Here is a 23,701-nt window from a genome sequence, read left to right as displayed (position 1 = left end):
CGGCGCGCCTCGCGGCGCTCCCCCGGCCAGCAGGACAGGGAGGAAACAGGGAGGAAGAAGAGGCGGCCTTGCGAGCGCCCGTTCCCCTCCGCGGCCAGCTCAGCATACGCCACGGTGCGTTTCGGAGCGAGCGCGCTCGATGCCGGGGGATCTTGGTCTACCATCCCGGCCTCGTGACCAGCACCACGCTACCCCCCGAGTCGCAGAGCGACAGTGAGCCACAGCTGCGCACCTCCTGGGCCCAGGAGAGGGCCGAGCTCGATCGGTCGTCGCATCGGCCGAAGCGCGATCGGCTCGTGCACGAGCCGCCGCCGGCGTCGCCGCCCGGAACGCTCGTCATCGAGGACACGCGGCGGCCGAAGATCTTCGTCATCGACTACGACGCCGAGGTCGTGTCCGAGAAGGAGATGCAGTCCGTGGACGAGTGCATTCCGTACCTCACGGACGACCGGCCCTCGATCACGTGGGTCGACGTCCAGGGGCTCGGGCACAAGCCGACCTTCGAGCGGCTGGGCGAGATCTTCAAGGTCCACCCGCTCGCGCTGGAGGACATGGTCAACGTGCCCCAGCGGCCGAAGGCCGACGTCTACGGCGGCGAGCACGTCCTCATCATCGCGCGGATGGTGCAGGTCAGCGACAGCTGCGTGTTGCGCACCGAGCAGCTCGCGATCCTGGTCGGCAAGAGCTTCGTCCTGACGGTGCAGGAGCAGGCCGACTGGGACGTCATGGAGGCGGTGCGGGAGCGCATCCGCGTCGGCCGGGGCACGGTGCGGCAGCGGGGCGCCGACTACCTCGCATACGCGCTGCTCGACGCGGTGGTCGACGGCTTCTTCCCGGTGCTCGAGCGGCTCGGCGAGCGGATCGAGGACCTGGAGATCGAGGTCATCGACGCGAAGCGGCCGATGTCGAAGCCGATCCACGACATGAAGCGGGATCTGCTCACGCTGCGGCGCGCCATCTGGCCGCAGCGCGACCTGGTCAACACGCTGCTCCGCGAGGACAACCCGATGATCACGAAGGACACGCGGCTCTACCTGCGCGACACGTACGACCACGCGGTGCAGCTGATGGACATGGTCGAGACCTACCGCGAGCTGAGCTCGGGCCTCATGGATCTGCACCTGTCCGGGATGTCGAACCGGATGAACGAGATCATGAAGGTGCTCACGATCATCTCGACCATCTTCCTCCCGGTCACCGCGATCGCGGGCATCTACGGGATGAACTTCCACCACGAGAGCTCGCCGTACAACATGCCGGAGCTCGACTGGTATTTCGGCTATCCGTTCGTCTGGGCGCTGATGCTGACGAGCGTCGTCGGTCTGCTCACGTACTACCGTCGCAAGGGCTGGCTCGGGAAGGACACCGACGATAGCGAGCCGCGGCAGCGGTGACAGCCCGCGGCAGCGGTGACAGCCCGCGGCAGCGGTGACAGCCCGCGGCAGCGGTGACAGCCCGCGGCAGCGGTGACAGCCCGCGGCAGCGGTGACAGCCCGCGGCAGCGCTCCTTCGCTGTCGTGTGGCGCGGGTGTCGAGGGAGCGCTGCTGCACCTCGGGCGTCGCCGACGTAGCGCCACCCGGCCGGGGCGCGGGCGAGCCGGGCGGAGTCGTTGGCGGACGGGTGGAGGAGGGGGGTGGAAAAAGGAGCCGCGCTCGTGGCGCGGGCGCGAATATGCTGCGCCGAATTGGTCGCGGCCGCGGCCGGCGGTATACTCTCTCGATCATCGAGATGAGGAATCGCGGACGCTGGATCGCTCTCCTGCTCGTCGGTGCGGCGGCGCTCCTCGCCTTCGCCAGCTGGAAGGAGAACCTCGCGGCCGCTCCCGACGCCGCCGCAGGGCAGGGGGGGTCGCCGGGTCGCTTGCGCTTCGAAAAGACGCTGGACGTGGAGGTATTCCAGCGCGGGAACATTCATACACACACATCGCTGAGCGACGGGGACAGCGAGCCGCGCGAGGTCGTCCGCTGGTACCGCGAGCACGGCTATACGTTTGTGGCCCTGACAGACCACAACCTTCGGGCCGATCCCGCGATGTTCCAGCACCTCCAGGCATCATCGAATTTTGCGGTGATCCCGGGTGAGGAGGTCACGATGACGGCGGAGGGGCATCCGGTGCACGTGAATGCGCTGTGCGCGCAGGCGCAGATCGGCGGCGGGAACTTCCCGACGAGGGTCGACGCATTGCGGTGGGCGATCGAGCGGGTGCGGGCCGAGGGGGGCGTGGCGCTCATCAACCATCCGAATTTCGACTGGGCGCTCTCGGCCACCGACATCCTGGGGGCGCCCGCGGCGGAGCTGCTGGAGATCCACAGCGGTCACCCGTACGTGTACACGGACGGCGACGCGAAGCGGCCGTCGCACGAGGCGCTGTGGGACACGGTGCTGACGGCGAGGGGGGCCTCCGGCGGCGGGATCGCCGCGGTGGCGGTGGACGATCTGCACCAGCTCGTGGCCGACTCGAACGCGCCGCCCGCGGGGCCGGGCCGCGGGTTCATCGAGGTGTTCTCTCGCGAGGTGTCGCCCGCCGCGATCTGCAGCGCGCTGGCCTGGGGCCGACTCTACGCGTCATCGGGCGCGAGGCTGCGGCGCATCGCGATCGAAGACGACGCGTTCTCGGTGTGGCCGGCGGCGACGGACGCCGTGGTCGAGTTCATCGGCGCCGGCGGGCGCGTGCTGGACCGGCAGCGGCCGCTCGGGGGGCGGGCGACGTACCAGCTCCGCGGGGGGGAGCGCTACGTCCGGGCGCGGATCTCGCGGCCGGACGGGAAGCGGGCGTGGACGCAGGCGTACGCCACGGTGGAGTGACGAAGCAGCCAGTTGACTTGGGATCGCCGCAGCACGTATCTCAGAGTGCGTGCGTCGCTTGCTCTCCTGGGTGTTGCCATGCGCTCTCGCGATGTCCGTCGCCGGTGTCGGGAATGCGGCGAGCGCGGACGAGCCCTACGCTGATCCGGACGCGCGCGCGGCGTCGATGACGACGGGGCTGCTGCGCCGCGCCAGGCAGGCGCAGGCGGCCGGGCGGCTGGTGGCGGCCGCGGCGACCTACGAGCGGGCGCTGGAGGCGGCGCAGGCGGCGTGGACGACCGACGCGGAGCGGGCGACGATCGCCGGGGAGCTCGGGCTGGTCGAGCTCACGCTGGGGCGGCATCGGGACGCGGCGAGCCACCTGGCGCAGTGCCTCGAGCACCGGGGCGTGATCAGCGGATATCTCCGCGACCGGGTCGATGAGGGCCTGCAGCGCGCCGCGAAGCGCGTGGCGACGGTCTACGTGACGACCAATCCGCCGGGCGCCGAGGTCATGATAGACGACGGGCAGGCGCTCTACCCGCCGGAGCCGGTCCAAGAGGTGTTCGTGGAGCCGGGGGAGCACACCGCGCGGGCGCGGCTCGAGGGGTACGAGGAGGCGGTGCGCTCGTTCACCGCCGAGGCTGGCCTGACGCACCCGATCGTCCTCAAGCTGCGGCGCCTTCCGGAGCGCGTCGCGCGCGCGCCGGAGGCGGCCCCTGCTGCGCCGCATTCGGCGGCTCCGGCTGCGCCTCCGGCGGGGTCGACCTTCCCGCTGGCGGAGCTGCGCATCGGTGGGGTGGCGCTCTCGACGGCGACGCTGGCGGCCGGCACGGTCTTCCTCCTGCGGTCCGGCGTCCTCCGCGACGACCTCGCCGCGCAGGAGGCCGCGCTCCGCCGCGGGGGGTGGGACCCGTCCGCGTGTGGAGGGGCGGACGCGCCGCCGGCCTGCGCCGAGCTCCGCGACACGGCCGAGGCGCGGGACCTGTTCCGCGAGCTCGGGGTGGGGACGCTGGTGGCGGGCGGCGTCTTGGCGGCCACGACGGCGGCCGCGTTCCTCACGGATCTGTCGTACCTGGCGAGGGAGCCGGCCCGCCAGGGTGTCCGTGTCGTGCCGGTGATGACGGCAGAGCGGGCGGAGGTCTTCCTTCAGGGCACGTGGTGACAAGGCACGTTCCATTGTAGCGACGCTGGCCCGCTGCGCGCCGGAGGTCGTCGTGAGCCGGGCCGCGACCTTGACACGATGGTCGAGAGTCGATCTCGCACGGAAGCTCGCCGCTCCCGGTTCACGATCGCGGCTCTCGCCAGTTCTCGATGAGAAGCGGGGAGCCAAGCTCCTGCACCCGGGAGTAATGCCGAACGTTTCCGGTCGCGACGCAGACCCGGTGGCGCAGGGCAATTGCGGCGTTCTGGGCGTCACCGACGTCGATCCCGCGGCCGGTTCGTTCGAGCTCGCCGTAGATGACCGCCGCGAGATCGGCGGATTGCTGGTCCAGCTCCAGAACCTCGACGTCCTCTAGCATCTCGCGGAACGCGTCGATCCGGCTCGCGCGCTGTACCTGCTGCAGGCCCTGGATGACCTCGAAGACCGTGACGGCCGTCAACGTGTAACGCCCGTGCTGCGAGAGGTAGGCGCTCGCCCTCGCGAGGACCGTCGCGTTCTTTCCCTTGAAAATCTCGGACCAGATGTCGGTGTCAACGAGGGTTCTCATCGTCGAGCCCCCTCGCCCGACCCCTGGCGCGCGCATCCGCCGTGAGCTTCTCCAGCTGGTCGGCGAGCTCCGGATCGTCGGCAAGCCAGCCGAGAGGGGAGACCTTCGGGCGGGACGTCGATGCCCCCTGATTGCCCACCGAAGCGTTCGCGAGCTCGTGGACGATCCGCTCCACGAGTCGCAAGCGGTCCGCCACAGGGAAGCTCCGGGCTTCTTCGACGAGATCTTCAACCGTTCGCATCAGCGACCTCCATGCCTCGGAGCAGAGTGTAGCCGGTCCGGGTGCGCCGAGCAGCCGATCGAAGACACCGTCGCACGGCTGAGCCGCATGATTGGGCACGAGATCGCGCCGCTCCCCGTAATGCACCCTCGCTCACGGGCCTTGCGGCCTCACTCCCCCCGCTTCCCCTCCAGCCGCGCCAGCACCGCCCGCGGCGACATCGTCGCGCGGTACACGTAGATCTCCCCCGCGTCGTCCTCCCCCAGCACCTCCTCGCTCACGCGGAGCTGCTTGCCGACCGCCAGCAGGATCCTCGCGGGGAACCCCTTCCGGATCAGCTCGACGCGCTGCCACACCGCAGCTCGGCTCCAGAACCCGAACGCCTCCAGGTACACCTCCTCGCCGGTCTCCGCGTTCTGGAACACGAGATCTGGCGCGCACACGACCTCTCCGGGCAGCGCGAACAGCCGCTCGTTCTGCGCCACGCTCCACGGCGAGCCGAGCTTCCTGAACCCCTCGCAGAACGCCGTGAGCTCGGGCGTCGTCTCCGAGAGCTCGCGCCCGTGGTACACGAGCCCGTCCGCCGGGCCGATCTCGACCGCGAGCGGCTCCTTGTCGCGCCCCCAGCGCAGGTCCGCCCGCAGCCGGAACGAGGCGCACGAGAGCACCGACGGCAGGAACATCGCGAGCCGCAGGCCGTAGCGCTGGACCGCGTCGAAGAGGCTGAACGGCCCGTCGAGCGCGATCGTGTAGCCCGAGGCCGGATCCCCCTGGACCACGTGGATCAGCCCGTGGAACCGCGCCGCGCGGAAGATCTTCCGGTACCGCGCGGCGCTCTCCCCGTCGATGCGGATCGTCACCTGCGTCGCCCGCAGGAGGATCGACTGCGCCAGCGAAAGGTTGTACCGGTCCAGCACGACCTCTGGCGCCTCCGTGGCCGCGCGCCGGAGGATCTCGGCGCCGCGCAGGTCGGCGTAGAGCCCCGCCTCGATCGCGGCGGGCGTCGTGCCGAGCCGGGCGGCCACCTCGTCGAGCACGGCGGCGCGATCGAACCGCGCGCGCACGTCGAGCGCGCGGTGCGCCGCCGCCGCCGCGTGGAACAGCTCGCGCCGGAGCGCCTCGGGGTCGACCCCCTCCTGCACCTCGAACTCGCACCCGTCCTCGAGCACCTTCCGCAGCCCGAGCGCGGCGACGCGGTCCCGCGCGGGCACCTCCACGGCGTCGAGCGCGGCCTCGACCTCGTCGCGGCTCTCGCCGACCCGCTGCGACAGGATGTCGAGGTACGCGCGCGCGACAGGGAGCAGCCGCTCGGCCGCGGCGCCGCGGAGGTACTGCGGCACGACCATCCCGCCCCGGCGGCGGACCCGCACGAGATCACTGGTAAGCAACGTGATCCCGGCGCTTGTCGCTCACCCGCTGCTCGCTCGTGCCGAGGGCCACGAGCTCGTAGAGGATCGCCGTCTTGTTCTCGCTCCGGCGCAGGATGCGGCCGAGCCGCTGGACGTGCTCCCGCACCGAGCCGCTGCCCGACAGGACGATCGCGACGTTGGCCTCGGGCACGTTCACCCCCTCGTTCAGCACCTTCGACGTGACCACCGCCGACAGCGCGCCGCGGTTGAACGCCTCGAGGATCGCGCTGCGCTCCTTCACCTTGGTCTGGTGCGTGATGGCCGGCAGCAGGAACTGCCGCGAGATCTGGTAGACCGTGGCGTTGTCCTCGGTGAAGACCAGCGTGCGATCCGCGCGGTGGGCGTGGAGCAGCCGCGCGAGGACGTCGATCTTGCCGGGCGCGCAGAGGGCGAAGCTCCGCTGCCGGCGGTACGCCTCGAAGGCGCGGCGGCCCGCGTCGGACTGCGAGCTCAGCAGGATGAACTGCCCCCACCCCTCGGGCATGCGGATGCCGTGCGCGCGCAGGAAGCCGATGTACACGGCGCGCGCCGCCTCGTACGCGGCGCGCTCGCCGTCGGAGAGCGGCACGTCGAGCCGCACCACGTCGTAGGCCGCGAGGTACTGGCCGGAGAGCTCGGTGATCTCCCGCCGGAAGACGATCGGACCGATCAGCTCGTCATAGCCCCGGCCGTCCGCGCGCTCCGGGGTGGCGGTGAGGCCGAGGCGGAACGGCGCGAGGCACATCTTCGCGGCGAGCGCGTACGACGGGCTCGGCAGGTGGTGGCACTCGTCGAAGATCACGAGCCCGAAGCGGGCGCCGAGCCGGTCCATGTGCGCGTGCGCCGAGTCGTACGTGGTCACCGTCAGGTCGAGGACGTCGTGGTAACCGCCGCCGAGCAGGCCGATGGGCACGCCGAACGCGGCGGAGAGCCCGTCGTACCACTGGTTCAGGAGGTCGAGGGTGGGGACGACCACGAGCGCGCTGCGCTGCCGCGCGGCGATCGCGAGCGTCGCGACGAACGTCTTGCCCGCGCCCGTCGGGAGCACGACGACGCCCCGGCTGCGCCGGCCAGCCCACGCCTCGAGCGCCTCGCGCTGGTACGGGAAGGGGTCGTGCTTGGCGAGCGGCGTGAGCGGCAGCGCCTCGTACTTGCGGGCGGCGTCGGTGAAGGGGACGCCGCGGGCGCGGAGCCTCAGGACGAGCTCGGCGTAGTCGATCGCCGGCACGCGGTAGACGCGCTCGCGCGCGTCCCAGCGGCAGGAAGCCGGGAGGCAGGCGGGGTCGAGCGGCGCGCCCTCCGCGGGCGAGCCCGGGCCCTCGCCGTCGGGCGCCTCCGCGGAGGGCGGCGGGGCGTCGAGGTCGGAGGCCGCCGGCTCCAGCGCCGGGCGCGGCGCGACGCCTTCGATGCGGAGGGTGCCGCCCTGGAAGCTCAGGACGATCGGCGCTGTGCGGACCGGCTCGGTCATCGGCGCGCTCTTTTGCCGCGGGCAGGGCCGCGTGCCAAGCGGAGAGCGTGGCGAAGGGCGGCGATCAGGCCAGCTCGGCCGGCAGGATCGAGGCGCCGCGGATCGGGGCGCGGTAACGTACCCACACGAGGGGGGACTCGTGCAGCGTGATCGTGAGGGCGGTGCCGGCGTTCACCGGGAGCTTGCGGCCGAGCTCGCGGTGGATGTGGCGCGCGATGAGCTCCGGCGTCGAGCGCTTGCCCTCGAAGGCGGGGTGCTCGTCGAGGTTGCGGTAATCGATCTCCGCGAGCACGCCGCGCAGGCTCTCTCGCAGCACGCTCGTCTCGATCACCTGGCCGAGGGGCGAGAGCTCCTCCCGGTCCACCTCCACGGTGACAGTGTAGGTCGCGCCGTGCAGGCGCTGCGCAGGGCCGAACTGCTCGCCCTTGAGGCTGTGGGCCACCATGATGTGATCGCGGACGCCGACCGTGTACATGGCCGCACTATACTCGTCGTCGCGGCGTTTGAGGGAGATCCCAATCGCATGTCGCGGCGCGCGGGAGTAAGGTGCGGACGGTGCCCCGCCAGGGCCCACCGCGGCGCGCGGGTCCGTGCGGGACGCAGTGACCGGTTGACCGTTGTGAGGGAGGATCGCCGATGAACAGCGAAGCGAGCGTGCTGGCCCCAGGGTTCCTCATCGCGTCGCCGCCCCTGGGCGATCCGAACTTCGACAAGACGGTCGTGCTGCTCGCGGTCCACAGCGAGGGCGGGGCGCTCGGGTTCGTGGTGAACCGGCCGGCGCCGATGACCCTCGGGGAGCTGCTCTCCTTCGCGGGCTACGGCAACGACCTGAAGGACCCGGCGCCGGTCTACCTCGGCGGCCCGGTCCAGCCGAGCTCGGGATGGATCCTGTGCCTCGATCCGGCGCTCGGGGCCGAGGAGACGGGCGTGATCCCGGTGGGCTCCCGGGTGCGGGTCACCTCGTCGCGGAGCGCGTTCGACGCGCTCGCGGCCGACGCGGTGCGCGGCGCGGCCGCCGCGGATGCGCGGCGGAGGACGGTGCTCCTCGGCTACAGCGGCTGGGGGCCCGGGCAGCTCGAGCGGGAGATCGCCGCGGGCGCGTGGCTGCCGGTGCCCCTCGACGAGCGCGTCCTCTTCGACGTGGCGGTGGACCGCCGCTGGGAGCAGGCGTATGCGCTCCTCGGGCTGCGCCCGATAGACGTCATGTCCATGCGTACCATCGGCGAGGCGTGAGGCGGATTGACGCGGGGACGGTAAGGACGAACCTTGCCGGTCGCGTCCGCCCACGCAGGGGGCGCGGGGGCCTTCACCTCCGCCGCACACGGCCCATCCAGTCAAGCGCACAGGACACGAGAGGAGCCATCATGGAGATCAACATCGGAATCGACGCCAAGAACCGCGAGCAGATCGGGACGGGGCTGGGCCGCGTGCTGGCCGACACGTACACGTTGTATCTCAAGACGCACAATTTCCACTGGAACGTCACGGGGCCCATGTTCCAGACGCTGCACCTCATGTTCGAGCAGCACTACAACGAGCTGGCGCTCGCCGTCGACCTCATCGCCGAGCGCATCCGCGCCCTCGGCCTCCCCGCGCCGGGGACCTACAAGCAGTTCGTGGCGCTCTCGTCCATCAAGGAAGAAGACGGCATCCCCAAGGCCACCGACATGATCAGGCTCCTCGTCGAGGGGCACGAGACCGTCGCGCGCACCGCGCGCGAGATCTTCCCCGTGGCCGAGGCGGCCAACGACGAGCCGACCTGCGACCTGCTCACCCAGCGCCTCCAGATCCACGAGAAGACCGCGTGGATGCTGCGCAGCCTGCTCGAGTAACTCCCCACCTCCAGCGCGTTCGGCGCGTTCGGCTGAAAGACGGCGAGCTCAGGCGGGCGCGGCGAGCGCCGCCCTGCGGCCGCGGGGCAGGCGGAACCAGAAGCGGCTGCCCCGCCCGGGGTGGCTCTCGACGCCGACGACGCCGCCGTGGGCCTCGACGATCTCCCGGACGATCAGGAGCCCCAGCCCGGTGCCGCCGACGCTGTGATCGGCGCGCTGGTAGCGCTGGAACAGCGTGGCTGCGATCTCCGGCGCGACGCCGGTGCCCGTGTCCTCGAGCGCGACCTCCACGTGGCGGGGCTTCACCTCGACGCGCGCCGCGATCGCGCCGCCCGGGGGCGTGAACTTGATGGCATTGCCGATGAGGTTGGAGAGCACCTGGGCGAGGCGCCGCCGGTCGCCGAGCACCGAGGCGCCCTCGCAGGGGGCCGGCCCGGAGAAGGTGTGGCCCTTCTTCTCGAGCAGCGGGCGGAAGTCCTCGACGGTGTCCGCGATCAGGCGCACCAGATCGACCTCCTCCCGCTCCATGCGGCGATTCGCGTCCTCGAGGCTCGCGAGCTCCAGGAAATCGTTGATCATGTACACCAGCGATTGCAGGCGCGCGTCGAGCTTCTGGACGTCCTCGAGCAGGGGAGGCTGCCGCGCGAGCTCCTCGCCTTCGAGCATGCTGGCGATCCGCAGCGTCATCGCGTTCAGCGGCGTGCGCAGGTCGTGCGCGATCATCGAGTAGAAGTCGAGCCGCCGCTCGTCGTGCAGGCGCCGGTCGGTGACGTCGCGCAGCGAGACGATCGTGCTCGCGGCGGCCTCCCCCGGGAGCACCCGCAGCGTCGGCGAGAAGAGCCTGCCGCGGATCTCCACGTCCGGCTGGGGGAACGTGGACTCGCCGCTGAACGGCTCTGGATCATTGATGCAGAGCCCGGGGATCAGCTCCGAGGCCGCCCTCCCGAGCACGGCCTCCGGCTGGATGCCGAGCGCGCTGACAGCCTGCTCGTTCACGAAGCTCAGGCGGCCCTGCGCGTCGATGACGAGCAGCGGATCGGGGGCTGTCTCGAGCAGCTTTCGATTCGCCGCCTCGGCGTGCTCCGCGCGCTCGAGCAGCGCCCGCCAGCGCACCAGGGACGCGACGCGCGCGCGCAGCTCCTCGTCCTCGTAAGGCTTCGCGAGGTAATCGTTGGCGCCAGCGGCGAGCCCCTCGACGATCTGATTGGTGTGGTGGTACCCGGTGAGCAGCAAGATTCCCAGCTTCTGGGCCCCCACCGGCTCGGAGCGCAGGAATCGACACACCTCGAGGCCGCTCACGCCCGGCATGATCCAGTCGAGGACCATCACGTCCGGCATCGAGCACGAGGAGAACCGCTCGAGCGCCGTCGAGCCGTCGCGAAACACCTCCACGTCGTGCTCGGAGGCCAGCACGCGCCGCGCCCGCTCGGCGTCGACAGGGCTGTCGTCGACGACCCAGACGCGGCGCCGCGCGGGACTGGTGCTCATTCGGCGGCGATCCTAGTGGGCGAAGGTGGGTAGCGTCAATGCGCCGCCGGGTGCGCGGGGGGCTGCGCGGCGCGGGTGTCGAATACCGGACGAGCGCTGCCGTGCCGTGTCGGAGGCGCGCGGCGACGGCGAGGCGCCCGGGTCAGCGCCGGGGTTGCACGAGGAAGCCCTCGCCGTCGATCGCCACCGCGCGCTGCTTCAGGAGGCGGCCGACTGCGCGCTTGAAGGCCTTCTTGCTCAGTCCGAAGATCGCCCGGATCTCCTCGGGGCTCGAGCGGTCGCCGACCCTCGGCGCGCCCGGTCGCGAGAGCCTCTCGAGGATCTTCTGCGCGTCGGACTCGAGCTCCTCGTGCGCGTGGCCGCGCAGCGACAGCTCGATCTTCCCGTCGGGCAGCACGCTCGTCACGCGGAACCGCGCCGCCTCGCCGCGCGAGAGCGGGTGGGGCTCGCTCGCGGGGACCAGGCCGACGAAGCTGCGCTCGAGGATGACGAAGAGCCCGAGCTCCGGCTCGTTGCGCCACGCCTCGCCCTCGACCCACTCGTCGAGATCGAACTCGCCCCTGTCGCGCAGCAGCTCGGTCACGCGCATCGTCCCCGCGAGGCGCCCGGTCCTGTCCACGAACAGCCCCACCGGGTGCCGCTGGCCGACCCGCAGGTCGCGCGTCTGCTCCGCGCGCGGCACGAGCAGCTCCTTCGGCAAGCCCCAGTCGAAGAACGCGCCGAAGGGGGCCACGTCGGTCACCTCGAGGAAGGCGACCTCGCCGAGCGTGAGCCTCGGCCGGCGCGTCGTCGCGATGGGGCGATCCTCGGAGTCGAGGTGGACGAACACCTCGACATCGTCTCCCTCCTCCGCGCCCTCGGGCACCTCGGCGCCCGGCAGGAGGAGCACCGGCGCGTTCGGGCGGAGGTCGCCGGGATCGGGCGAGAGGAAGGCGCCTGGCGGCCCGAACCGCCGTATCGGCAGGGTCACCACGCGTCCGAGGAGATCGTCGTAGGGCATCGGCGCGCAGTCTTGCACAGGCCGGGCGGCGCGCCGCCGTGCTCTCGCCGGGGGCGCCTCGACCGCCGGCGCAGCGCTCGATGCCGGCGCAGCGCTCGATGGGAGAGCGGCGGATGCCCAGGGTCCGTCGCCTGCTCGCAGGGCGCCTCGCGCTCGCGGCCGCGCTCCTCTGAAGCCCATGCTTGACGGGCCGGCGCCCCTCACGTTACGACGAAGCGTGCTCGTGCGTGGGGTGGTGCGCGCGGGCGCGAGGGGGCGTGATCGCTCGCGGGCCGCGGGGCGCGACGATCGATGAGGAGGGCACTTTGACAAAGAAGACGACCTATGTCCTGGTGCACGGGGGCTGGCACGGCGGCTGGTGCTACAAGCGCGTCGCGGCGCCGCTGCGCGCGCGGGGTCACGAGGTGTATACGCCCACCCTGACGGGCCTCGGCGAGCGCTCGCACCTGCTCGCCGCGGGGGTGAACCTGTCGACGCACGTCGCGGACATCGTGAACCTGCTGCGCTGGGAGGAGCTCACCGACGTGGTGCTGTGCGGCCACTCGTACGCCGGTATGGTGATCACGGGCGTGACAGGGCTCGTCCCCGAGCGCATCCGCAGCGTCGTTTACGTCGACGCCTACCTGCCGGAGGAGGGGCAGAACATGCTCGACATGGTGCCGGAGCCTTTTCAGAAGAGCTTCCAGGCCTCCGCCTCGAAGAACGGAGGTCTCATCATGCCGCCGATCCCCTCCGAGATCCTCGGGGTGAACCCGCGCGACCGCGCGTGGGTGGACGCTCAGTGCACGTCGCAGCCTTATGCCACCTTCCTGGAGTGTGTCGCCGGCCGCGGGGCCGTCGAGCGCCTCGGCAAGCGCATGTACGTCTATGCGGCGGGCTGGGGCGAGACGCCGTTCACGGCGATCTACGAGAGGCTGAAGTCAAACCCCTCGTGGACCTTGCGCGAGGCGCCGTGCGGACACGACGTCATGGTGGACATGCCGGAGCTCCTGGTCGAGCTCCTGCTCGAGGCCGCCGCCTGATCGCGGCGGGCTCACCCGCGCCTGGCCGAGCTCCTGCCGCGCCTCGTAGCGCCTGGCGAGCGCTGGAGCGGACGGACGATTCCCGGTAAGCTCCGGCTGGATGAGGGAAGCACCGCCGCCAGCACGGTCGATCCAGGATGAGCTGGAGGAGCTCGGCGAGGAGCTCCGGCAAAAGGCCCTTCCGGGCGAGCGGCTGATCGAGACGCACCGGCGGCTCGCCGAGGAGTCGCAGGAGCGGCGGCGGAGAGGCGATCTCCTCGAGCGGATCGCGGAGTGCTTGCCGATCAACATCTTCGCCAAGGACAGCGAGCATCGGTACCTGCTCGCCAACAAGAACGTCAGGAAGCTGGCCGGGCGAGAGAGCGACCAGGTGATCGGGAAGACGGATTTCGACATCCTCCCCGCGCCCGCCGCGCGGGCGATCCGCGCGTCCGACGAGCGGCTGCGCGCGAGGGGCGGCATGCTGGTCGAGGATCTCGTGATCGAGTCGGCCGGCAGCCAGAAGCGGCATATCCATATCGGCAAGACCCTGGTGCCCGCCGGGGAGACCGGGCAAGAGGTGCTGATCGGCTTCTCGATCGACATCACGGAGCTCAAGCGCATCGAGCAGGAGCTGCGCGACAAGCTCGCCCTGATCGAGCAGCAGCAGGCGACGATCCGCGCGCTCTCCGCGCCGATCATCGAGGTATGGGACAGGGTGCTGACCGTGCCCATCCTCGGCGCGGTCGACAGCGCGCGGGCCGGCGCGGTGATGGAGGCCCTGCTCGCCGAGGTGAGCAGGAGGGGCGCGCGGTTCGCGATCCTGGATCTCACCGGCGTCGAGGCGATGGAGGCGGGCACGGCGGCGCACCTCGTCAAGCTCGTCCAGGCGATCCGGCTCCTCGGGGCGGAGGGCATCATCACCGGCGTTCCGTCGAGCAGCGCGAAGGCGATGGTCGCGCTCGGGCTGGACCTCGGGAGCGTCACGACGCTGGCGAGCCTCCGGGAGGGGCTCTGGTACTGCATGAAGCAGGTGCGCGCCGGCGCCGCGACCTGAGGGGCGCCCCCGCTGCGGCGCTCCCCGCTTGGCATCGCCACCCTCCCGCCCCACGCAGCGATGGCAGCCGGGAGGCCGAGCACCACGCCGGTGCGCGGGACCGGCTGCGGGCACCGCTCCTTGCGGCTCGAGCGAGCTCATCGGAGTCAGCCCCGGCCCGTGCGAACCGATCCTGGCGAATACCACCCATGACAGACAGCTCCGGATACCGCATGTACGTCTTTCGCAGCGGACGCCGCGACGTCCCGGGGAAGCGGCTCGTCGCCGAGCTCGCCGACGACCTCCGGGCGCTCGCCGCCCCGGCCGGCGCCGATCTCCCTGGCAGCGTCGCGCTGCGCGCCCTGATCCGCGCCGGCGAGCTCGAGTCGATCCTCGCCGACGCCGGCGCGGTGGGCGCCTCGCTCCTCTCGCGGATCACCGACGATCTCGCCGCCGTGCTGGTCGGCGGCGGCGGCGCGCTCGCGGTCCCGGACGGCCAGACGTCTGGCCACGGACAGCCAGACGTCTGGCCACGGACAGCCAGACGTCTGGCCATGGCGGAGGCCCTCGCCGCGCTCACGGCGATCGAGGTCCCGGCGACGGTCCCGATCTCGCCCCCCGAGGGCTTCTCGTTCTATGCGCTGCACCCGCTCGATTTCGCGCAGCTCGCCCGGCGACTCGGCTCCCCGCCGGCGCCGGTCCGCGTCGTCGGCGTCCGCAGCATCGGCACCACGCTGAGCGCGGTGACGGCCGCGGCGCTCCGCCAGCGGGGGATCGGGGCCGAGCGCACCACCGTGCGTCCGACCGGCCACCCTTACGATCGCCGGGTCGAGCTCGATCCCGGACAGCTCCGCTGGGTCCAGGAGGGCATCGCCGAGGGCGCGCAGTTCTGGGTGGCGGACGAGGGCCCCGGCTTCAGCGGCTCGTCGTTCCTCGCCACCGGCGACGCCCTGATCGGCGCCGGCGTCCCCCGCGGGAACATCGTCTTCCTCGGCTCCCGCGCGCCCGACCCCGACGCGCTCGTCGCGCCGGACGGCGCCCGCCGCTGGCGGTCGTTCCGCGCCGAGCGCGTCGAGGGCGTGACGCACCTCCCGGGTGACGCGGGCGAGTTCATCGGCGGCGGGCAGTGGCGCCGCCGCCACTATGATGACGAGTCGCGCTGGCCGCCTTCGTGGACGACGATGGAGCGCTTCAAGTGCCTTTCCCGTGACGGCAGCAGGATTCTCAAGTTCGAAGGCATGGGTCGTTATGGAGCCGAGTGCCGGGAGCGGGCCCTGGGGGTCTCCCGGGCCGGCTTCGGGCTGGAGCCGCGCGACGAGGGGCAGGGATTCCTCTCCTACCCGTGGATCCAGGGCCGGCCGCTCCAGGCCGGCAATCTGTCCACCGCCGTCCTCGAGCGCCTCGCCGATTATTGCGCCTTCCGCGCCTCGGCCTTCCCTGTTCCGAGCCCCGCCGTCGACGAGCTCATTACGATGGCGCGTACAAATTTCTCAGCAGAAATGGGCAACGAGCTCCCGGGTGAGCTCCACCTGGAGGTCGAGCGCCCCGTGCTTGTCGATGGCAAGATGGATCCCCACGAGTGGCTCGGGTCCTCCTCTGGCGAGCTCTTCAAGGTGGACGCGTCCGGGCACGGCGACGATCACTTTCTGCCTGGCCCCACGGACATCGCCTGGGATCTCGCCGGGGCCATGATCGAGTGGCAGATGGGTAAAGACGCCAGGCGCGCCTTCCTGGAGCGCTATCGGCGCCGCTCCGGCGATGACCCCGAGCGGCGCTTGCCGGCGTATCTGCTGGCCTACGCGCTCCTGCGGCTGGGTCATGCCGCGATGGCGGCGGCGTCGCTCGCCGACGAGGGCGAGGCGCGGCGCCTCGTCGCGGCGCGACAGCGCTACCGCGCGGCCATGAACGAGGGCAACAACGGCCTTCGCCCCGGCGCGCCCGCGAGCATCCTCGGGTAGCGCAGACGGCGCGCCTACGGCCTTCTCGCCTACGGCTCATTTCTTTCCCTACCCTCCTGTACGGGATTTCCGCGATGGTGCGACGAGCGCGGCGGAGATAGGTTCACGGCGCCGTACCCGTGTTTGTCCGCGGCAGCCGTCTCGCGGAAGCTGGTTTGAGCTCCACGCCGCTCCACGTCCAAAGCTGACCGAAGAACTCATGCTCAAGCGTCTGATCCTCGTTGCCGGCTCCTGCTCGAGCGGCGATGACCCGTCGGTCCGCCAGACACCGCTGCTCTCTCCCTCCGACAAGGCGGAGCTCTCGAGGGAGTTCCCGGGCGTGGAGATCGACGCGCCCGCTCCGCCCCGGGGCGAGGCGCACGCGGCGCACGCGGCTATCGACGCCCGCGCGTGGCGCGCCTCGGCGCTCGATCTCTGGGCGCTCGACACCCACCTGCACGCGCTCGACGCCCGCGGCCCCTTCGACCTCTGGATCGGCGGGCTCGATCGGGACGGCGCCGCCCGGACGGCGTACGAGGTCCTCACCCGCTGCCAGCGCTTCATCCGCAGGCGGAACCTCGCCTCCGCGAGCGCCGTCTTCGCCCGGGTCCTCGCGCGGCACCGGGATCTCTACGATCTCGACAGGCCGCTTGTCCGGGCCGACTACGACCATGCGGTCGACGTCTGGCAATGGATGCTCCGCCTCGATCCGCGCGCCAGCGTCGCCGCCCAGGCGGCGGCGCTGTTCCACGACGTCGAGCGGCTGGTCTCCGAGGCGAACGTCCGGATCGAGCACCGCGCCGCGGATTACCAGGCGTTCAAGGACGAGCACGCGCGGCGCGGGGCGGCCCTCACGCGCTCCGCGCTCGCCGATCTCGGGCTCGCGCCCGAGGTCCTCGAGCGAGTCGGCGCATTGGTGGCGTCGCACGAGCGGCCGGGGGACGACGCCGAGCTCGCGTTGCTCAACGACGCCGACGCGCTCTCGTTCTTCTCGCTGAACAGCGGCGGGTTCCTCGATTACTACGGGCCCGAGCACACCCGCGCCAAGGTGGCCTACACGCTCCGCCGCCTCCGGCCCGAGGCGCGGGCGCGCCTGCCGCTCATCCGCTGCCGCCCCGAGGTGGAGGCGATGATCCTCGGCGAGCCGAGGCGGACATCGGCGCCAGCTCCGGCGGCGACGCAGGCATAGAGGAGGTCCGGCGCGCAATGAGGATTGTCATCTTCGGTCTGACGATCAGCTCGTCCTGGGGCAACGGCCACGCCACGCTGTGGCGCGGCGTCATCTCCGCCCTCGGGCGGGCCGGGCACCGCGTCACCTTCTTCGAGCGCGACGCCCCTTATTACGCTGCTCACCGGGATCTTCTCTCCCTCTCGCACGGCAACGAGCTCCGGCTGTATTCGTCGTTCGAGGACGTCTTGCCCGAGGCCCGGCGCGCGATCCGGGAGGCCGACGCGGCGATGGTGACGTCGTACTGCCCTGACGGCGGCCCCGCGACGGACGTGGTCCTCGAGTCGCGCGGCCTGAAGGTCTTCTACGATCTCGACACGCCGGTGACGCTGGACCGGATCAACGCTGGCCAGTCGGTCGGCTACATCGGTCCGCGTGGTCTTGTCGATTTTGACTGCGTGCTCAGCTACACCGGCGGCGAGGCGCTGGCGCAGCTCCAGTCGAAGCTCGGCGCCCGGCGGGTGTTCCCGCTCTACGGAAGCGCGGACCCGGAGGTGCACCGCCCGGTCACGCCGCGGGAGGAGTTCCGCGGGGACCTCTCGTACCTCGGCACGTACGCCGCCGACCGGCAGGAGGCGCTCTCGACCCTCTTCCTCGAGGCGGCCAGTCGGCTGCCGGAGAAGCGGTTCGTCATCGGGGGCTCGCTCTACCCCGAGAGTTTCCCGTGGGCGCACAACATCTATTACATGCGGCACGTGGCGCCGGCGGATCATCCGGCGTTCTACTGCTCCTCCCCGCTGACGCTCAACGTGACCCGGGGCGCGATGGCGGCGATGGGGTACTGCCCCTCCGGGCGCCTCTTCGAGGCGGCCGCGTGCGGGACGCCGATCCTGAGCGACAGCTGGGAGGGGCTCGACCAGTTCTTCACGCCGGGGGAGGAGATCCTCGTGGCGCGGACGACGGACGAGGCCGTCGCGGCGCTCTCGCTTCCGGCGGGCGAGATCGCGGCGGTCGCGCGCGCGGCGCGGGAGCGGGTGCTCGCGGAGCACAGCGCCGCGAGGCGAGCGGAGGAGCTCGTGGCCATTCTCGAGTCGGTCTCGGCTCGATGAAGGAAGGGAGAGGGCGATGTGGGGAGTGATTCCGGCGGCGGGCCTGGGGAGCAGGATCCAGCCGCTCGCGTTCTCGAAGGAGCTGCTCCCGGTGGGGACGCGCCGGGACGGCGACGTGGAGCGGCCGCGCGCCGTCAGCGAGTACCTCATCGACCGGATGATCCTGGCCGGCGCGGACAAGATCTGCATGGTCATCTCGCCGGGCAAGTCGGATATCGTCGAGTATTACGGCGCGAACGTGGGTCCGGCGCACATCTGCTATGTGGTGCAGCCGGTCGCCGCCGGGCTCTGCGACGCCATCTTCCGATCGCTGCCCTGGATCCAGCCGGAGGAGGAGGTCTTCGTGGGGCTCCCGGACACGGTCTGGTTCCCGGAGCACGGGCTCCGCTCGCTGGACGGCGAGGGCCTCTCCTTCCTGCTCTTTCCGGTCAAGCACCCGGAGTTCTTCGACGCTGTCGTCACCGATGAGCGGGGCAGGGTGCTCGAGATCCAGGTCAAGCAGCGGGACGCGCGGTCGCAGTGGGTCTGGGGCGCCTTCAAGCTGACGGGGGCGGTGATGCGGGAGCTCCACGACCTCTGGTGCGAGCGCGGGCAGACGGATCCGTACATCGGGACGCTGGTGAACGAGTACCTCGCGCGCGGCGGCAGCGCGCGCGCGGTGCGGGCCGGAGAGGCGTATGTCGACGTGGGGACGCTGCACGGCTATCGAGAGGCCATGCAGCTCCTCAGCGGCGTGATCGTGTGAGCGGAGGAGCGATGGAGCGGAGCTTGCGGAACGTGCGTAACGTCGATGACGCGGCGAAGTTGACCCGGGAGCAGATCCAGGAGCGCGTGCGCGGCCTCGGGCCGTGGTTCCACAACATCGATCTCGGCGGGGTGAAGACGGCGCCCGACCATTTCCTGGGCGATTACCCTGCGTTCAAGTGGAAGGGCTTCGCCCACGCCATCCCGGCGGATCTCACGGGCAAGACGGTCCTCGACATCGGCTGCAACGCGGGCTTCTACTCGCTCGAGATGAAGCGGCGCGGGGCGGCGCGGGTGCTCGGGATCGACAGCGACGACGATTATCTGGCGCAGGCGCGCTTCGCCGCGGAGGTCTCCGGCGCGGACATCGAGTTCCGGAACCTCTCGGTGTACGACGTGGGCAGCCTGGGGGAGCGCTTCGACGTCGTGCTCTTCATGGGCGTGCTGTACCACCTCCGCCACCCGCTCCTGGCGCTCGACCTGCTCCACGAGCACGTGGTCGGGCACACGCTGGTCTTCCAGAGCATGCAGCGCGGCAGCACCGAGGTGGTGCCGCTGGAGCAGGACTATCCCTTCGCCGAGGAGCGGATCTTCGACGAGGCGGGCTATCCGCGGCTGCACTTCGTGGAGCACAGCTACTCGCGCGACCCGACCAACTGGTGGGTGCCCAACCGGGCTTGCGCGGAGGCGATGCTGCGGAGCGCGGGTTTCGAGATCGTGAACCACCCCGAGCCCGAGGTCTACATCTGCCGCCGCCGCGAGCGGCCCGAGTGGATCCCGGGCGCGGTCTACCCGGCCAGGCGGGCTCGCGTGAACGGCGTGGATGGCGTGAACGGCGTGGATGGCGTGGATGGCGTGGATGGCGTGAACGGAGAGCAGGCATGATCGAAGCGGTGATGCTCTGGAACGAGCCCAACAACAAGTCGCACTGGGATTTCGAGATCGACCCCGAGTGGACGACGTTCGGGTCGATGGTGAAGCTCGCCTCCGACGCGATCCGGAGCGAGCGCCCCGGGCTGCCGCGCGTGCTGGGCGGCATCTCGCCGATCGATCCGGCGTTCATCGCCAATCTGGGCCGTCAGGGCGTGCTCGATCACGTCGACGTGGTCGCGGTGCACGGCTTTCCGCTCGACTGGAACCACTGGCAGATCCACGAGTGGCCCAGCAAGCTCGACGAGATCCGCGCGGTGACGGACAAGCCGATCTGGATCACGGAGATCGGCGTCTCCACGTTCGGCGCCGAGGAGGTGCAGGAGTTCGGCCTCAAGCGCAGCGCCGAGCTCCTGCGCGGCAAGGTCGACCGGGTCCACTGGTACAGCCTTTACGACCTGCCCCGCGCGTGGCCGGCGACGACGCGGCACCGCGAAGCCGAGGGCTCGTCGTATTACCGGCACTTCTACATGGGGCTACTCCGCGAGGACGGGACGCCCAAGCGCGCGCTGCGGCTCTTCCCGGAGTGCACCCCTGATTTCGGTCTGTGCCAGTGGTTCCACTTCGAGGATCACCGGCTCGACGACGCGGTGGAGTGGTTGAAGAAGCTCGGGGTGCGCCACCTGCGCACCGGCCTGAGCTGGGCTGACAGCTTCCGCCCCGGCGCCGAGGCCTGGTTCGACCGGCAGATGAAGGTGCTCGAGCCGTTCGATGTGACGCTGACCTACTGCTTCACCCCGGAGCACGCCGGCGTCCGGCCGCACCACACGAGCCCTCCGCAGCGCATCGAGGAGTTCGCGGAGTTCTGTGCCCGGATGACGCGGCGCTACGTGGGTTGAGCTTCGCCGGCGCGCGAGCCGGGCCGCGCGTGCCTGACGGCAGCGAATCAAGGGAGGCGGATCAAGCGGGAGGCTCCGAGAGCTCCGAGAGAATCCGTCTCCGTCGTTGCTGATTGTCCTCGTCTTCAGGCAACAGCATCGAGAACGTCTCCTCCTCGCCGTCGAGCACGAAGAGCAGTCGGCCCCGGAGGACCGGAGGGGCGACTCGCCGCAGGGCACCTGGTGGAATGACGATCGGCTCCCCCACGCCCTGCTCGAAGGCCGCGTCGTAGTGCGCGTAAGCCTCGTCCTTGTCCCTTGTGTGGGCGATGAGGCGTTCGTCGACGAGGACGACATACTCGTCCGGGTAGGCCTCGGCGAGCGCAGCCTGTCGCTCCGCCAGCGCCTTGGCCCGGGCGTCCAGAGGCTCGCTCGACGGATCTGGCGGCGGGGACGAGCCGGGACGCTCTGTGCCAGCACCCGGCTCGGGCGCATCGATATCCGCATCGAGCTCGGCGTCCGGATCATACGGATCGGCGGTGACGACTGGCCAGTCAGCAGGGGTCGTGCGGCGCACGTACTCGGCTTCCAGGACACGCACGACTTCCGCTTCGACGGTGACACCCGACCGCTTCGCTTGCTGCTCCAGCTTCTGCACGAGCGACGGGTCGATATTCTTCAGAATGAGCTCAGCCATCGCCTTCCTCCGAGAGAGCCAACCACGGTTTCCAGAGGCGCGCCAGAGCCTGCGGCCCGCGCCGACCTCCACGTTTCCGTGTGGCGTGCCGCCGCCGGCTCCTTCGACAACACGTCCCCACCCCCTGCGGGGCATCCTCAAGGGCTCGTCCGGGCTCGCCTGTTCGTCTGCCCGGGCTGCACGTGCCCATCTGGCGCGCCGCGTCGGCGTTTGGTAGGCTGGATCTCGCTGCGCGTTGCGCCCGGATCGCCTGACCTTACGCACTCCAGGTAGCTCATGTCCCACGTCGCGAGCACCCCGAAGCGAGAGAGACCCGAGGAACACCGCGGCACCCCGGCGGCGCTGGACCGGCGACTCGACGCCCGCGGCGGGCTCGGGCGAGCCGCGGGGGCGCTCTCGTGAACCTCTCCGCGCTGCGCCGTCAGGGCCGCACCCCGCCGGAGCTCGCGTGGCCGCCGTTCACGTGGCTCTCGTCGGGCCGGGCGCCACGCTGCCTGGTCGTGCTCGCCCATCCGGACGACGAGACCATCGGGCTCGGCGCGCGCATCGGCCGGCTCGCGCCGATCGAGGTCATCCATCTGACCGACGGGGCGCCGCGCGACAGCCGCTTCATGCCGGCCGAGCTCGCCGACGTCGGGCGCGAGCGGTACACCGCGCTCCGGCGCGAGGAGGTGACCCGCGCGCTCGCCGTGGGCAACGTGCCCGCGTCGAAGCTGAGGTGCCTCGGCGCCACCGACCAGGAGGCCATCGAGGAGGCGCCGAGCCTCGCCCGGAAGCTCCTCGAGCTGTTCGCCCGCGCGCGCCCCGAGGTGGTGATCACGCACCCCTACGAGGGCGGCCACCCCGATCACGACGCGGCGGCGCTCGCGGTCCACTCGGCCGCGGTGCTCGCCCACTGGAACGGCGTCACCTCGCCGCTGATCTTCGAGGCGGCCTCGTACCACGCCGCGCGCGGCCACCTCGTCACCGGCGAGTTCATCCCGTATCCAGGCGTCCCCGAGATCGCCCTCCGGCTCTCGGACGAGGAGTCCGCGCGCAAGCGCGCCATGCTGGACTGCTTCTCCAGCCAGAAGGAGACGCTCGCCCCGTTCGGCGCCGAGGTCGAGCGGTTCCGGCCGGCGCCCACCTACGATTTCCGGCGGCCGCCGCACGAGGGCACGCTCCATTACGAGCGCCTCGGCTTCCCCATCGACGGCGCGCGCTGGCGGAAGCTCGCGATCATGACGCTCACCTTGCTCGGCCTCGGGCGCGAGCGATGTCTCTGACGGTCCTGCACGTCAGCTATCCGCTCGCGCCCGTGGGGCCGGACGCCGTCGGCGGCGCCGAGCAGGTGCTCTCGATGCTCGACGAGGCGCTCTCGCGCGGCGGCCACCGATCGATCGTCGTCGCGCCGGAGGGCTCCGCGTGCGCGGGGACGCTGGTCGCCACGCCGGCGCCGCCGCCGGGCGCGGTGCTCGACGAGGCAGCCAAGGAGCAGGCCTGGCGCCATCACCGGAGCGCCATCGCCCGGGCGCTGGATCGGTATCCGATCGATCTCGTCCACCTGCACGGCGTCGATTTCGATCGCTATGTCCCCGAGCCCGGCGTGCCGGTGCTCGCCACGCTCCATTTGCCGCCGAGCTTCTACGCGCCGGCGGTCTTCCGGCTCGAGCGCCCGAGGACGTTCCTCCATTGCGTCTCCGCGACGCAGCGGCGCGCCTGTCCGCCGGGGGCGCGGCTCTTGCCCGAGGTCCCGAACGGCGTCCGGCTGGAGCATTACCGGCCGAGGCGGCACAAGCGCGGCTTCGCGATCACGCTGGGCCGGATCTGCCCGGAGAAGGGGTATCACGTCGCCGTGGAGGCCTCGGTGCGCGCCGGGGCGCCGCTGCTCATCGCCGGGCAGGCGTTCGGCTACGAGGAGCACCTACGGTATCTCCGGGAGGTGCTCTTGCCGATGCTGGGCGGTCCCGGGCCGGTGCGGCGCTTTCTGGGTCCGGTCGGCCTCGCCCGCAAGCGCCGCCTGCTCGCGGCGGCCCGGTGCCTGCTCGTGCCCAGCCTGGTCCAGGAGACGAGCTCGCTCGTCGCCATGGAGGCGCTGGCCTCGGGCACGCCGGTGATCGCGCTCCGCGGCGCGGGCGCGCTGCCGGAGATCGTCGAGCACGGCCGGACGGGGTTCCTGGTGGAGGGCGCCGGGGAGATGGCCGAGGCGATCGCGCGGGTGGGCGAGCTCGACCCGGCGGAGTGCCGCCGCGCGGCCGAGGAGCGCTTCTCGGCGGCGAGGACGGCGGCGGCCTACATCGAGACGTACCGGCGCGTCCTGCGCGAGGCGTGAGCGGGGGCGCCGGGGATCGCGCTGGAGCGACAAACGGGTTGAAATCACGAGAAAAGC

General features: G+C 71.3%; 23 protein-coding genes. 15 read left to right on the top strand and 8 right to left on the bottom strand.

The features are described 5' to 3' along the window. Positions 1 to 173 precede the first annotated feature (173 nt). The 3 genes from corA to WME85_RS41220 all read left to right on the top strand — a co-directional run bounded on the left by corA (position 174) and on the right by WME85_RS41220 (position 3,950). The gene (gene corA, locus WME85_RS41230) at positions 174 to 1,394 is read left to right on the top strand and encodes a magnesium/cobalt transporter CorA (RefSeq protein WP_437829326.1); all 1,221 of its coding nucleotides are present in this window, start codon (positions 174 to 176) and stop codon (positions 1,392 to 1,394) included. A 335-nt stretch (positions 1,395 to 1,729) separates the two neighbouring features. Continuing rightward, entirely contained in the window at positions 1,730 to 2,806 is a 1,077-nt protein-coding gene (locus WME85_RS41225; RefSeq protein ID WP_437829325.1) for a PHP domain-containing protein, read from the top strand. A 91-nt stretch (positions 2,807 to 2,897) separates the two neighbouring features. Beyond that, positions 2,898 to 3,950 (top strand): PEGA domain-containing protein, encoded by a 1,053-nt coding sequence (locus WME85_RS41220; protein WP_437829322.1) that lies wholly within the window; start codon positions 2,898 to 2,900, stop codon positions 3,948 to 3,950. A gap of 121 nt (positions 3,951 to 4,071) precedes the next feature. On the opposite strand, the gene WME85_RS41215 is transcribed toward WME85_RS41220, so the two are convergent. From WME85_RS41215 to WME85_RS41195, 5 genes are all read right to left on the bottom strand, one after another. Next, a complete protein-coding gene (locus WME85_RS41215; protein ID WP_437829320.1) occupies positions 4,072 to 4,497 on the bottom strand; it encodes a type II toxin-antitoxin system VapC family toxin in 426 nt (141 codons plus the stop codon). Further along, a complete protein-coding gene (locus WME85_RS41210) occupies positions 4,481 to 4,738 on the bottom strand; it encodes a hypothetical protein (protein WP_437829319.1) in 258 nt (85 codons plus the stop codon). Before WME85_RS41210 ends, WME85_RS41215 begins: the two co-directional genes overlap by 17 nt. 149 nt (positions 4,739 to 4,887) lie before the next feature. Continuing rightward, on the bottom strand, positions 4,888 to 6,105 hold the full coding sequence (locus WME85_RS41205) for a DUF790 family protein (RefSeq protein ID WP_437829317.1): 1,218 nt from the start codon (positions 6,103 to 6,105) through the stop codon (positions 4,888 to 4,890). Continuing rightward, on the bottom strand, positions 6,092 to 7,573 hold the full coding sequence (locus tag WME85_RS41200; protein WP_437829315.1) for a DEAD/DEAH box helicase family protein: 1,482 nt from the start codon (positions 7,571 to 7,573) through the stop codon (positions 6,092 to 6,094). Before WME85_RS41200 ends, WME85_RS41205 begins: the two co-directional genes overlap by 14 nt. Before the next feature lie 64 nt (positions 7,574 to 7,637). Beyond that, positions 7,638 to 8,048, bottom strand: a complete 411-nt coding sequence (locus WME85_RS41195) for a 6-pyruvoyl trahydropterin synthase family protein (RefSeq protein WP_437753685.1) — start codon at positions 8,046 to 8,048, stop codon at positions 7,638 to 7,640. A gap of 161 nt (positions 8,049 to 8,209) precedes the next feature. Between WME85_RS41195 and WME85_RS41190 the strand changes: the two genes are divergently transcribed. Together WME85_RS41190 and WME85_RS41185 are read left to right on the top strand one after the other, a co-directional pair. Continuing rightward, a complete protein-coding gene (locus WME85_RS41190) occupies positions 8,210 to 8,806 on the top strand; it encodes a YqgE/AlgH family protein (RefSeq protein WP_437304513.1) in 597 nt (198 codons plus the stop codon). Positions 8,807 to 8,937: 131 nt separating this feature from the next. Continuing rightward, positions 8,938 to 9,405, top strand: a complete 468-nt coding sequence (locus WME85_RS41185; protein ID WP_437829312.1) for a Dps family protein — start codon at positions 8,938 to 8,940, stop codon at positions 9,403 to 9,405. A gap of 48 nt (positions 9,406 to 9,453) precedes the next feature. Here the strand turns inward: WME85_RS41185 and WME85_RS41180 are convergent, their stop codons facing one another. Beyond that, on the bottom strand, positions 9,454 to 10,893 hold the full coding sequence (locus WME85_RS41180; protein ID WP_437829309.1) for an ATP-binding response regulator: 1,440 nt from the start codon (positions 10,891 to 10,893) through the stop codon (positions 9,454 to 9,456). A 142-nt stretch (positions 10,894 to 11,035) separates the two neighbouring features. Then, positions 11,036 to 11,893: a CvfB family protein gene (locus tag WME85_RS41175; protein ID WP_437829307.1), complete on the bottom strand. Its 858-nt coding sequence runs from the start codon at positions 11,891 to 11,893 to the stop codon at positions 11,036 to 11,038. 305 nt (positions 11,894 to 12,198) lie between these two features. Here WME85_RS41175 and WME85_RS41170 point away from each other — a divergent pair, with 305 nt between their 5' ends. The 8 genes from WME85_RS41170 (at position 12,199) to WME85_RS41135 (ending at position 20,657) form a co-directional block, all read left to right on the top strand. Beyond that, positions 12,199 to 12,915, top strand: coding sequence for an alpha/beta fold hydrolase (locus tag WME85_RS41170; RefSeq protein ID WP_437829305.1), 717 nt, complete (start codon positions 12,199 to 12,201; stop codon positions 12,913 to 12,915). Positions 12,916 to 13,015: 100 nt separating this feature from the next. Further along, a complete protein-coding gene (locus WME85_RS41165) occupies positions 13,016 to 13,951 on the top strand; it encodes a PAS domain-containing protein (protein ID WP_437829303.1) in 936 nt (311 codons plus the stop codon). A 188-nt stretch (positions 13,952 to 14,139) separates the two neighbouring features. Continuing rightward, complete coding sequence (locus WME85_RS41160; protein ID WP_437829301.1) at positions 14,140 to 15,888, top strand: hypothetical protein; 1,749 nt, start codon at positions 14,140 to 14,142, stop codon at positions 15,886 to 15,888. Between the two features lie 199 nt (positions 15,889 to 16,087). Then, complete coding sequence (locus WME85_RS41155) at positions 16,088 to 17,056, top strand: DUF4202 family protein (protein WP_437829299.1); 969 nt, start codon at positions 16,088 to 16,090, stop codon at positions 17,054 to 17,056. Between the two features lie 17 nt (positions 17,057 to 17,073). Beyond that, the gene (locus tag WME85_RS41150; RefSeq protein ID WP_437829297.1) at positions 17,074 to 18,144 is read left to right on the top strand and encodes a CgeB family protein; all 1,071 of its coding nucleotides are present in this window, start codon (positions 17,074 to 17,076) and stop codon (positions 18,142 to 18,144) included. A gap of 16 nt (positions 18,145 to 18,160) precedes the next feature. Further along, positions 18,161 to 18,889 (top strand): sugar phosphate nucleotidyltransferase, encoded by a 729-nt coding sequence (locus WME85_RS41145; protein WP_437829296.1) that lies wholly within the window; start codon positions 18,161 to 18,163, stop codon positions 18,887 to 18,889. Between the two features lie 11 nt (positions 18,890 to 18,900). Beyond that, complete coding sequence (locus WME85_RS41140) at positions 18,901 to 19,773, top strand: TIGR04290 family methyltransferase (protein ID WP_437829293.1); 873 nt, start codon at positions 18,901 to 18,903, stop codon at positions 19,771 to 19,773. Beyond that, complete coding sequence (locus WME85_RS41135) at positions 19,770 to 20,657, top strand: glycosyl hydrolase (RefSeq protein WP_437829291.1); 888 nt, start codon at positions 19,770 to 19,772, stop codon at positions 20,655 to 20,657. The genes WME85_RS41140 and WME85_RS41135 overlap by 4 nt, the downstream gene beginning before the upstream one ends. Before the next feature lie 61 nt (positions 20,658 to 20,718). Here the strand turns inward: WME85_RS41135 and WME85_RS41130 are convergent, their stop codons facing one another. Continuing rightward, on the bottom strand, positions 20,719 to 21,333 hold the full coding sequence (locus WME85_RS41130) for a FitA-like ribbon-helix-helix domain-containing protein (protein ID WP_437829289.1): 615 nt from the start codon (positions 21,331 to 21,333) through the stop codon (positions 20,719 to 20,721). Between the two features lie 398 nt (positions 21,334 to 21,731). Between WME85_RS41130 and WME85_RS41125 the strand changes: the two genes are divergently transcribed. Together WME85_RS41125 and WME85_RS41120 are read left to right on the top strand one after the other, a co-directional pair. Further along, positions 21,732 to 22,598: a PIG-L deacetylase family protein gene (locus tag WME85_RS41125; RefSeq protein WP_437829288.1), complete on the top strand. Its 867-nt coding sequence runs from the start codon at positions 21,732 to 21,734 to the stop codon at positions 22,596 to 22,598. Beyond that, positions 22,589 to 23,644 (top strand): glycosyltransferase family 4 protein, encoded by a 1,056-nt coding sequence (locus WME85_RS41120; RefSeq protein WP_437829285.1) that lies wholly within the window; start codon positions 22,589 to 22,591, stop codon positions 23,642 to 23,644. Before WME85_RS41125 ends, WME85_RS41120 begins: the two co-directional genes overlap by 10 nt. Positions 23,645 to 23,701 lie beyond the last annotated feature (57 nt).

It is taken from the genome of Sorangium sp. So ce1153, from assembly GCF_051521595.1.
GTDB lineage: Bacteria > Myxococcota_A > Polyangia > Polyangiales > Polyangiaceae > Sorangium.
The sequence above is the reverse complement of the archived record's forward strand: the minus strand, read 5'-3'. Positions and strand labels throughout refer to the sequence as shown.

Bases quoted from the DNA above. Each gene is read 5' to 3' on its own strand.
- WME85_RS41225 (WP_437829325.1), top strand. From the start codon at position 1,730: ATGAGGAATCGCGGACGCTGGATCGCTCTCCTGCTCGTCGGTGCGGCG.
- WME85_RS41220 (WP_437829322.1), top strand. From the start codon at position 2,898: ATGTCCGTCGCCGGTGTCGGGAATGCGGCGAGCGCGGACGAGCCCTAC.
- WME85_RS41215 (WP_437829320.1), bottom strand. From the start codon at position 4,497: ATGAGAACCCTCGTTGACACCGACATCTGGTCCGAGATTTTCAAGGGA.
- WME85_RS41210 (WP_437829319.1), bottom strand. From the start codon at position 4,738: ATGCGAACGGTTGAAGATCTCGTCGAAGAAGCCCGGAGCTTCCCTGTG.
- WME85_RS41200 (WP_437829315.1), bottom strand. From the start codon at position 7,573: ATGACCGAGCCGGTCCGCACAGCGCCGATCGTCCTGAGCTTCCAGGGC.
- WME85_RS41195 (WP_437753685.1), bottom strand. From the start codon at position 8,048: ATGTACACGGTCGGCGTCCGCGATCACATCATGGTGGCCCACAGCCTC.
- WME85_RS41190 (WP_437304513.1), top strand. From the start codon at position 8,210: ATGAACAGCGAAGCGAGCGTGCTGGCCCCAGGGTTCCTCATCGCGTCG.
- WME85_RS41185 (WP_437829312.1), top strand. From the start codon at position 8,938: ATGGAGATCAACATCGGAATCGACGCCAAGAACCGCGAGCAGATCGGG.
- WME85_RS41180 (WP_437829309.1), bottom strand. From the start codon at position 10,893: ATGAGCACCAGTCCCGCGCGGCGCCGCGTCTGGGTCGTCGACGACAGC.
- WME85_RS41175 (WP_437829307.1), bottom strand. From the start codon at position 11,893: ATGCCCTACGACGATCTCCTCGGACGCGTGGTGACCCTGCCGATACGG.
- WME85_RS41165 (WP_437829303.1), top strand. From the start codon at position 13,016: ATGAGGGAAGCACCGCCGCCAGCACGGTCGATCCAGGATGAGCTGGAG.
- WME85_RS41160 (WP_437829301.1), top strand. From the start codon at position 14,140: ATGACAGACAGCTCCGGATACCGCATGTACGTCTTTCGCAGCGGACGC.
- WME85_RS41155 (WP_437829299.1), top strand. From the start codon at position 16,088: ATGCTCAAGCGTCTGATCCTCGTTGCCGGCTCCTGCTCGAGCGGCGAT.
- WME85_RS41150 (WP_437829297.1), top strand. From the start codon at position 17,074: ATGAGGATTGTCATCTTCGGTCTGACGATCAGCTCGTCCTGGGGCAAC.
- WME85_RS41145 (WP_437829296.1), top strand. From the start codon at position 18,161: ATGTGGGGAGTGATTCCGGCGGCGGGCCTGGGGAGCAGGATCCAGCCG.
- WME85_RS41140 (WP_437829293.1), top strand. From the start codon at position 18,901: ATGGAGCGGAGCTTGCGGAACGTGCGTAACGTCGATGACGCGGCGAAG.
- WME85_RS41135 (WP_437829291.1), top strand. From the start codon at position 19,770: ATGATCGAAGCGGTGATGCTCTGGAACGAGCCCAACAACAAGTCGCAC.
- WME85_RS41130 (WP_437829289.1), bottom strand. From the start codon at position 21,333: ATGGCTGAGCTCATTCTGAAGAATATCGACCCGTCGCTCGTGCAGAAG.
- WME85_RS41120 (WP_437829285.1), top strand. From the start codon at position 22,589: ATGTCTCTGACGGTCCTGCACGTCAGCTATCCGCTCGCGCCCGTGGGG.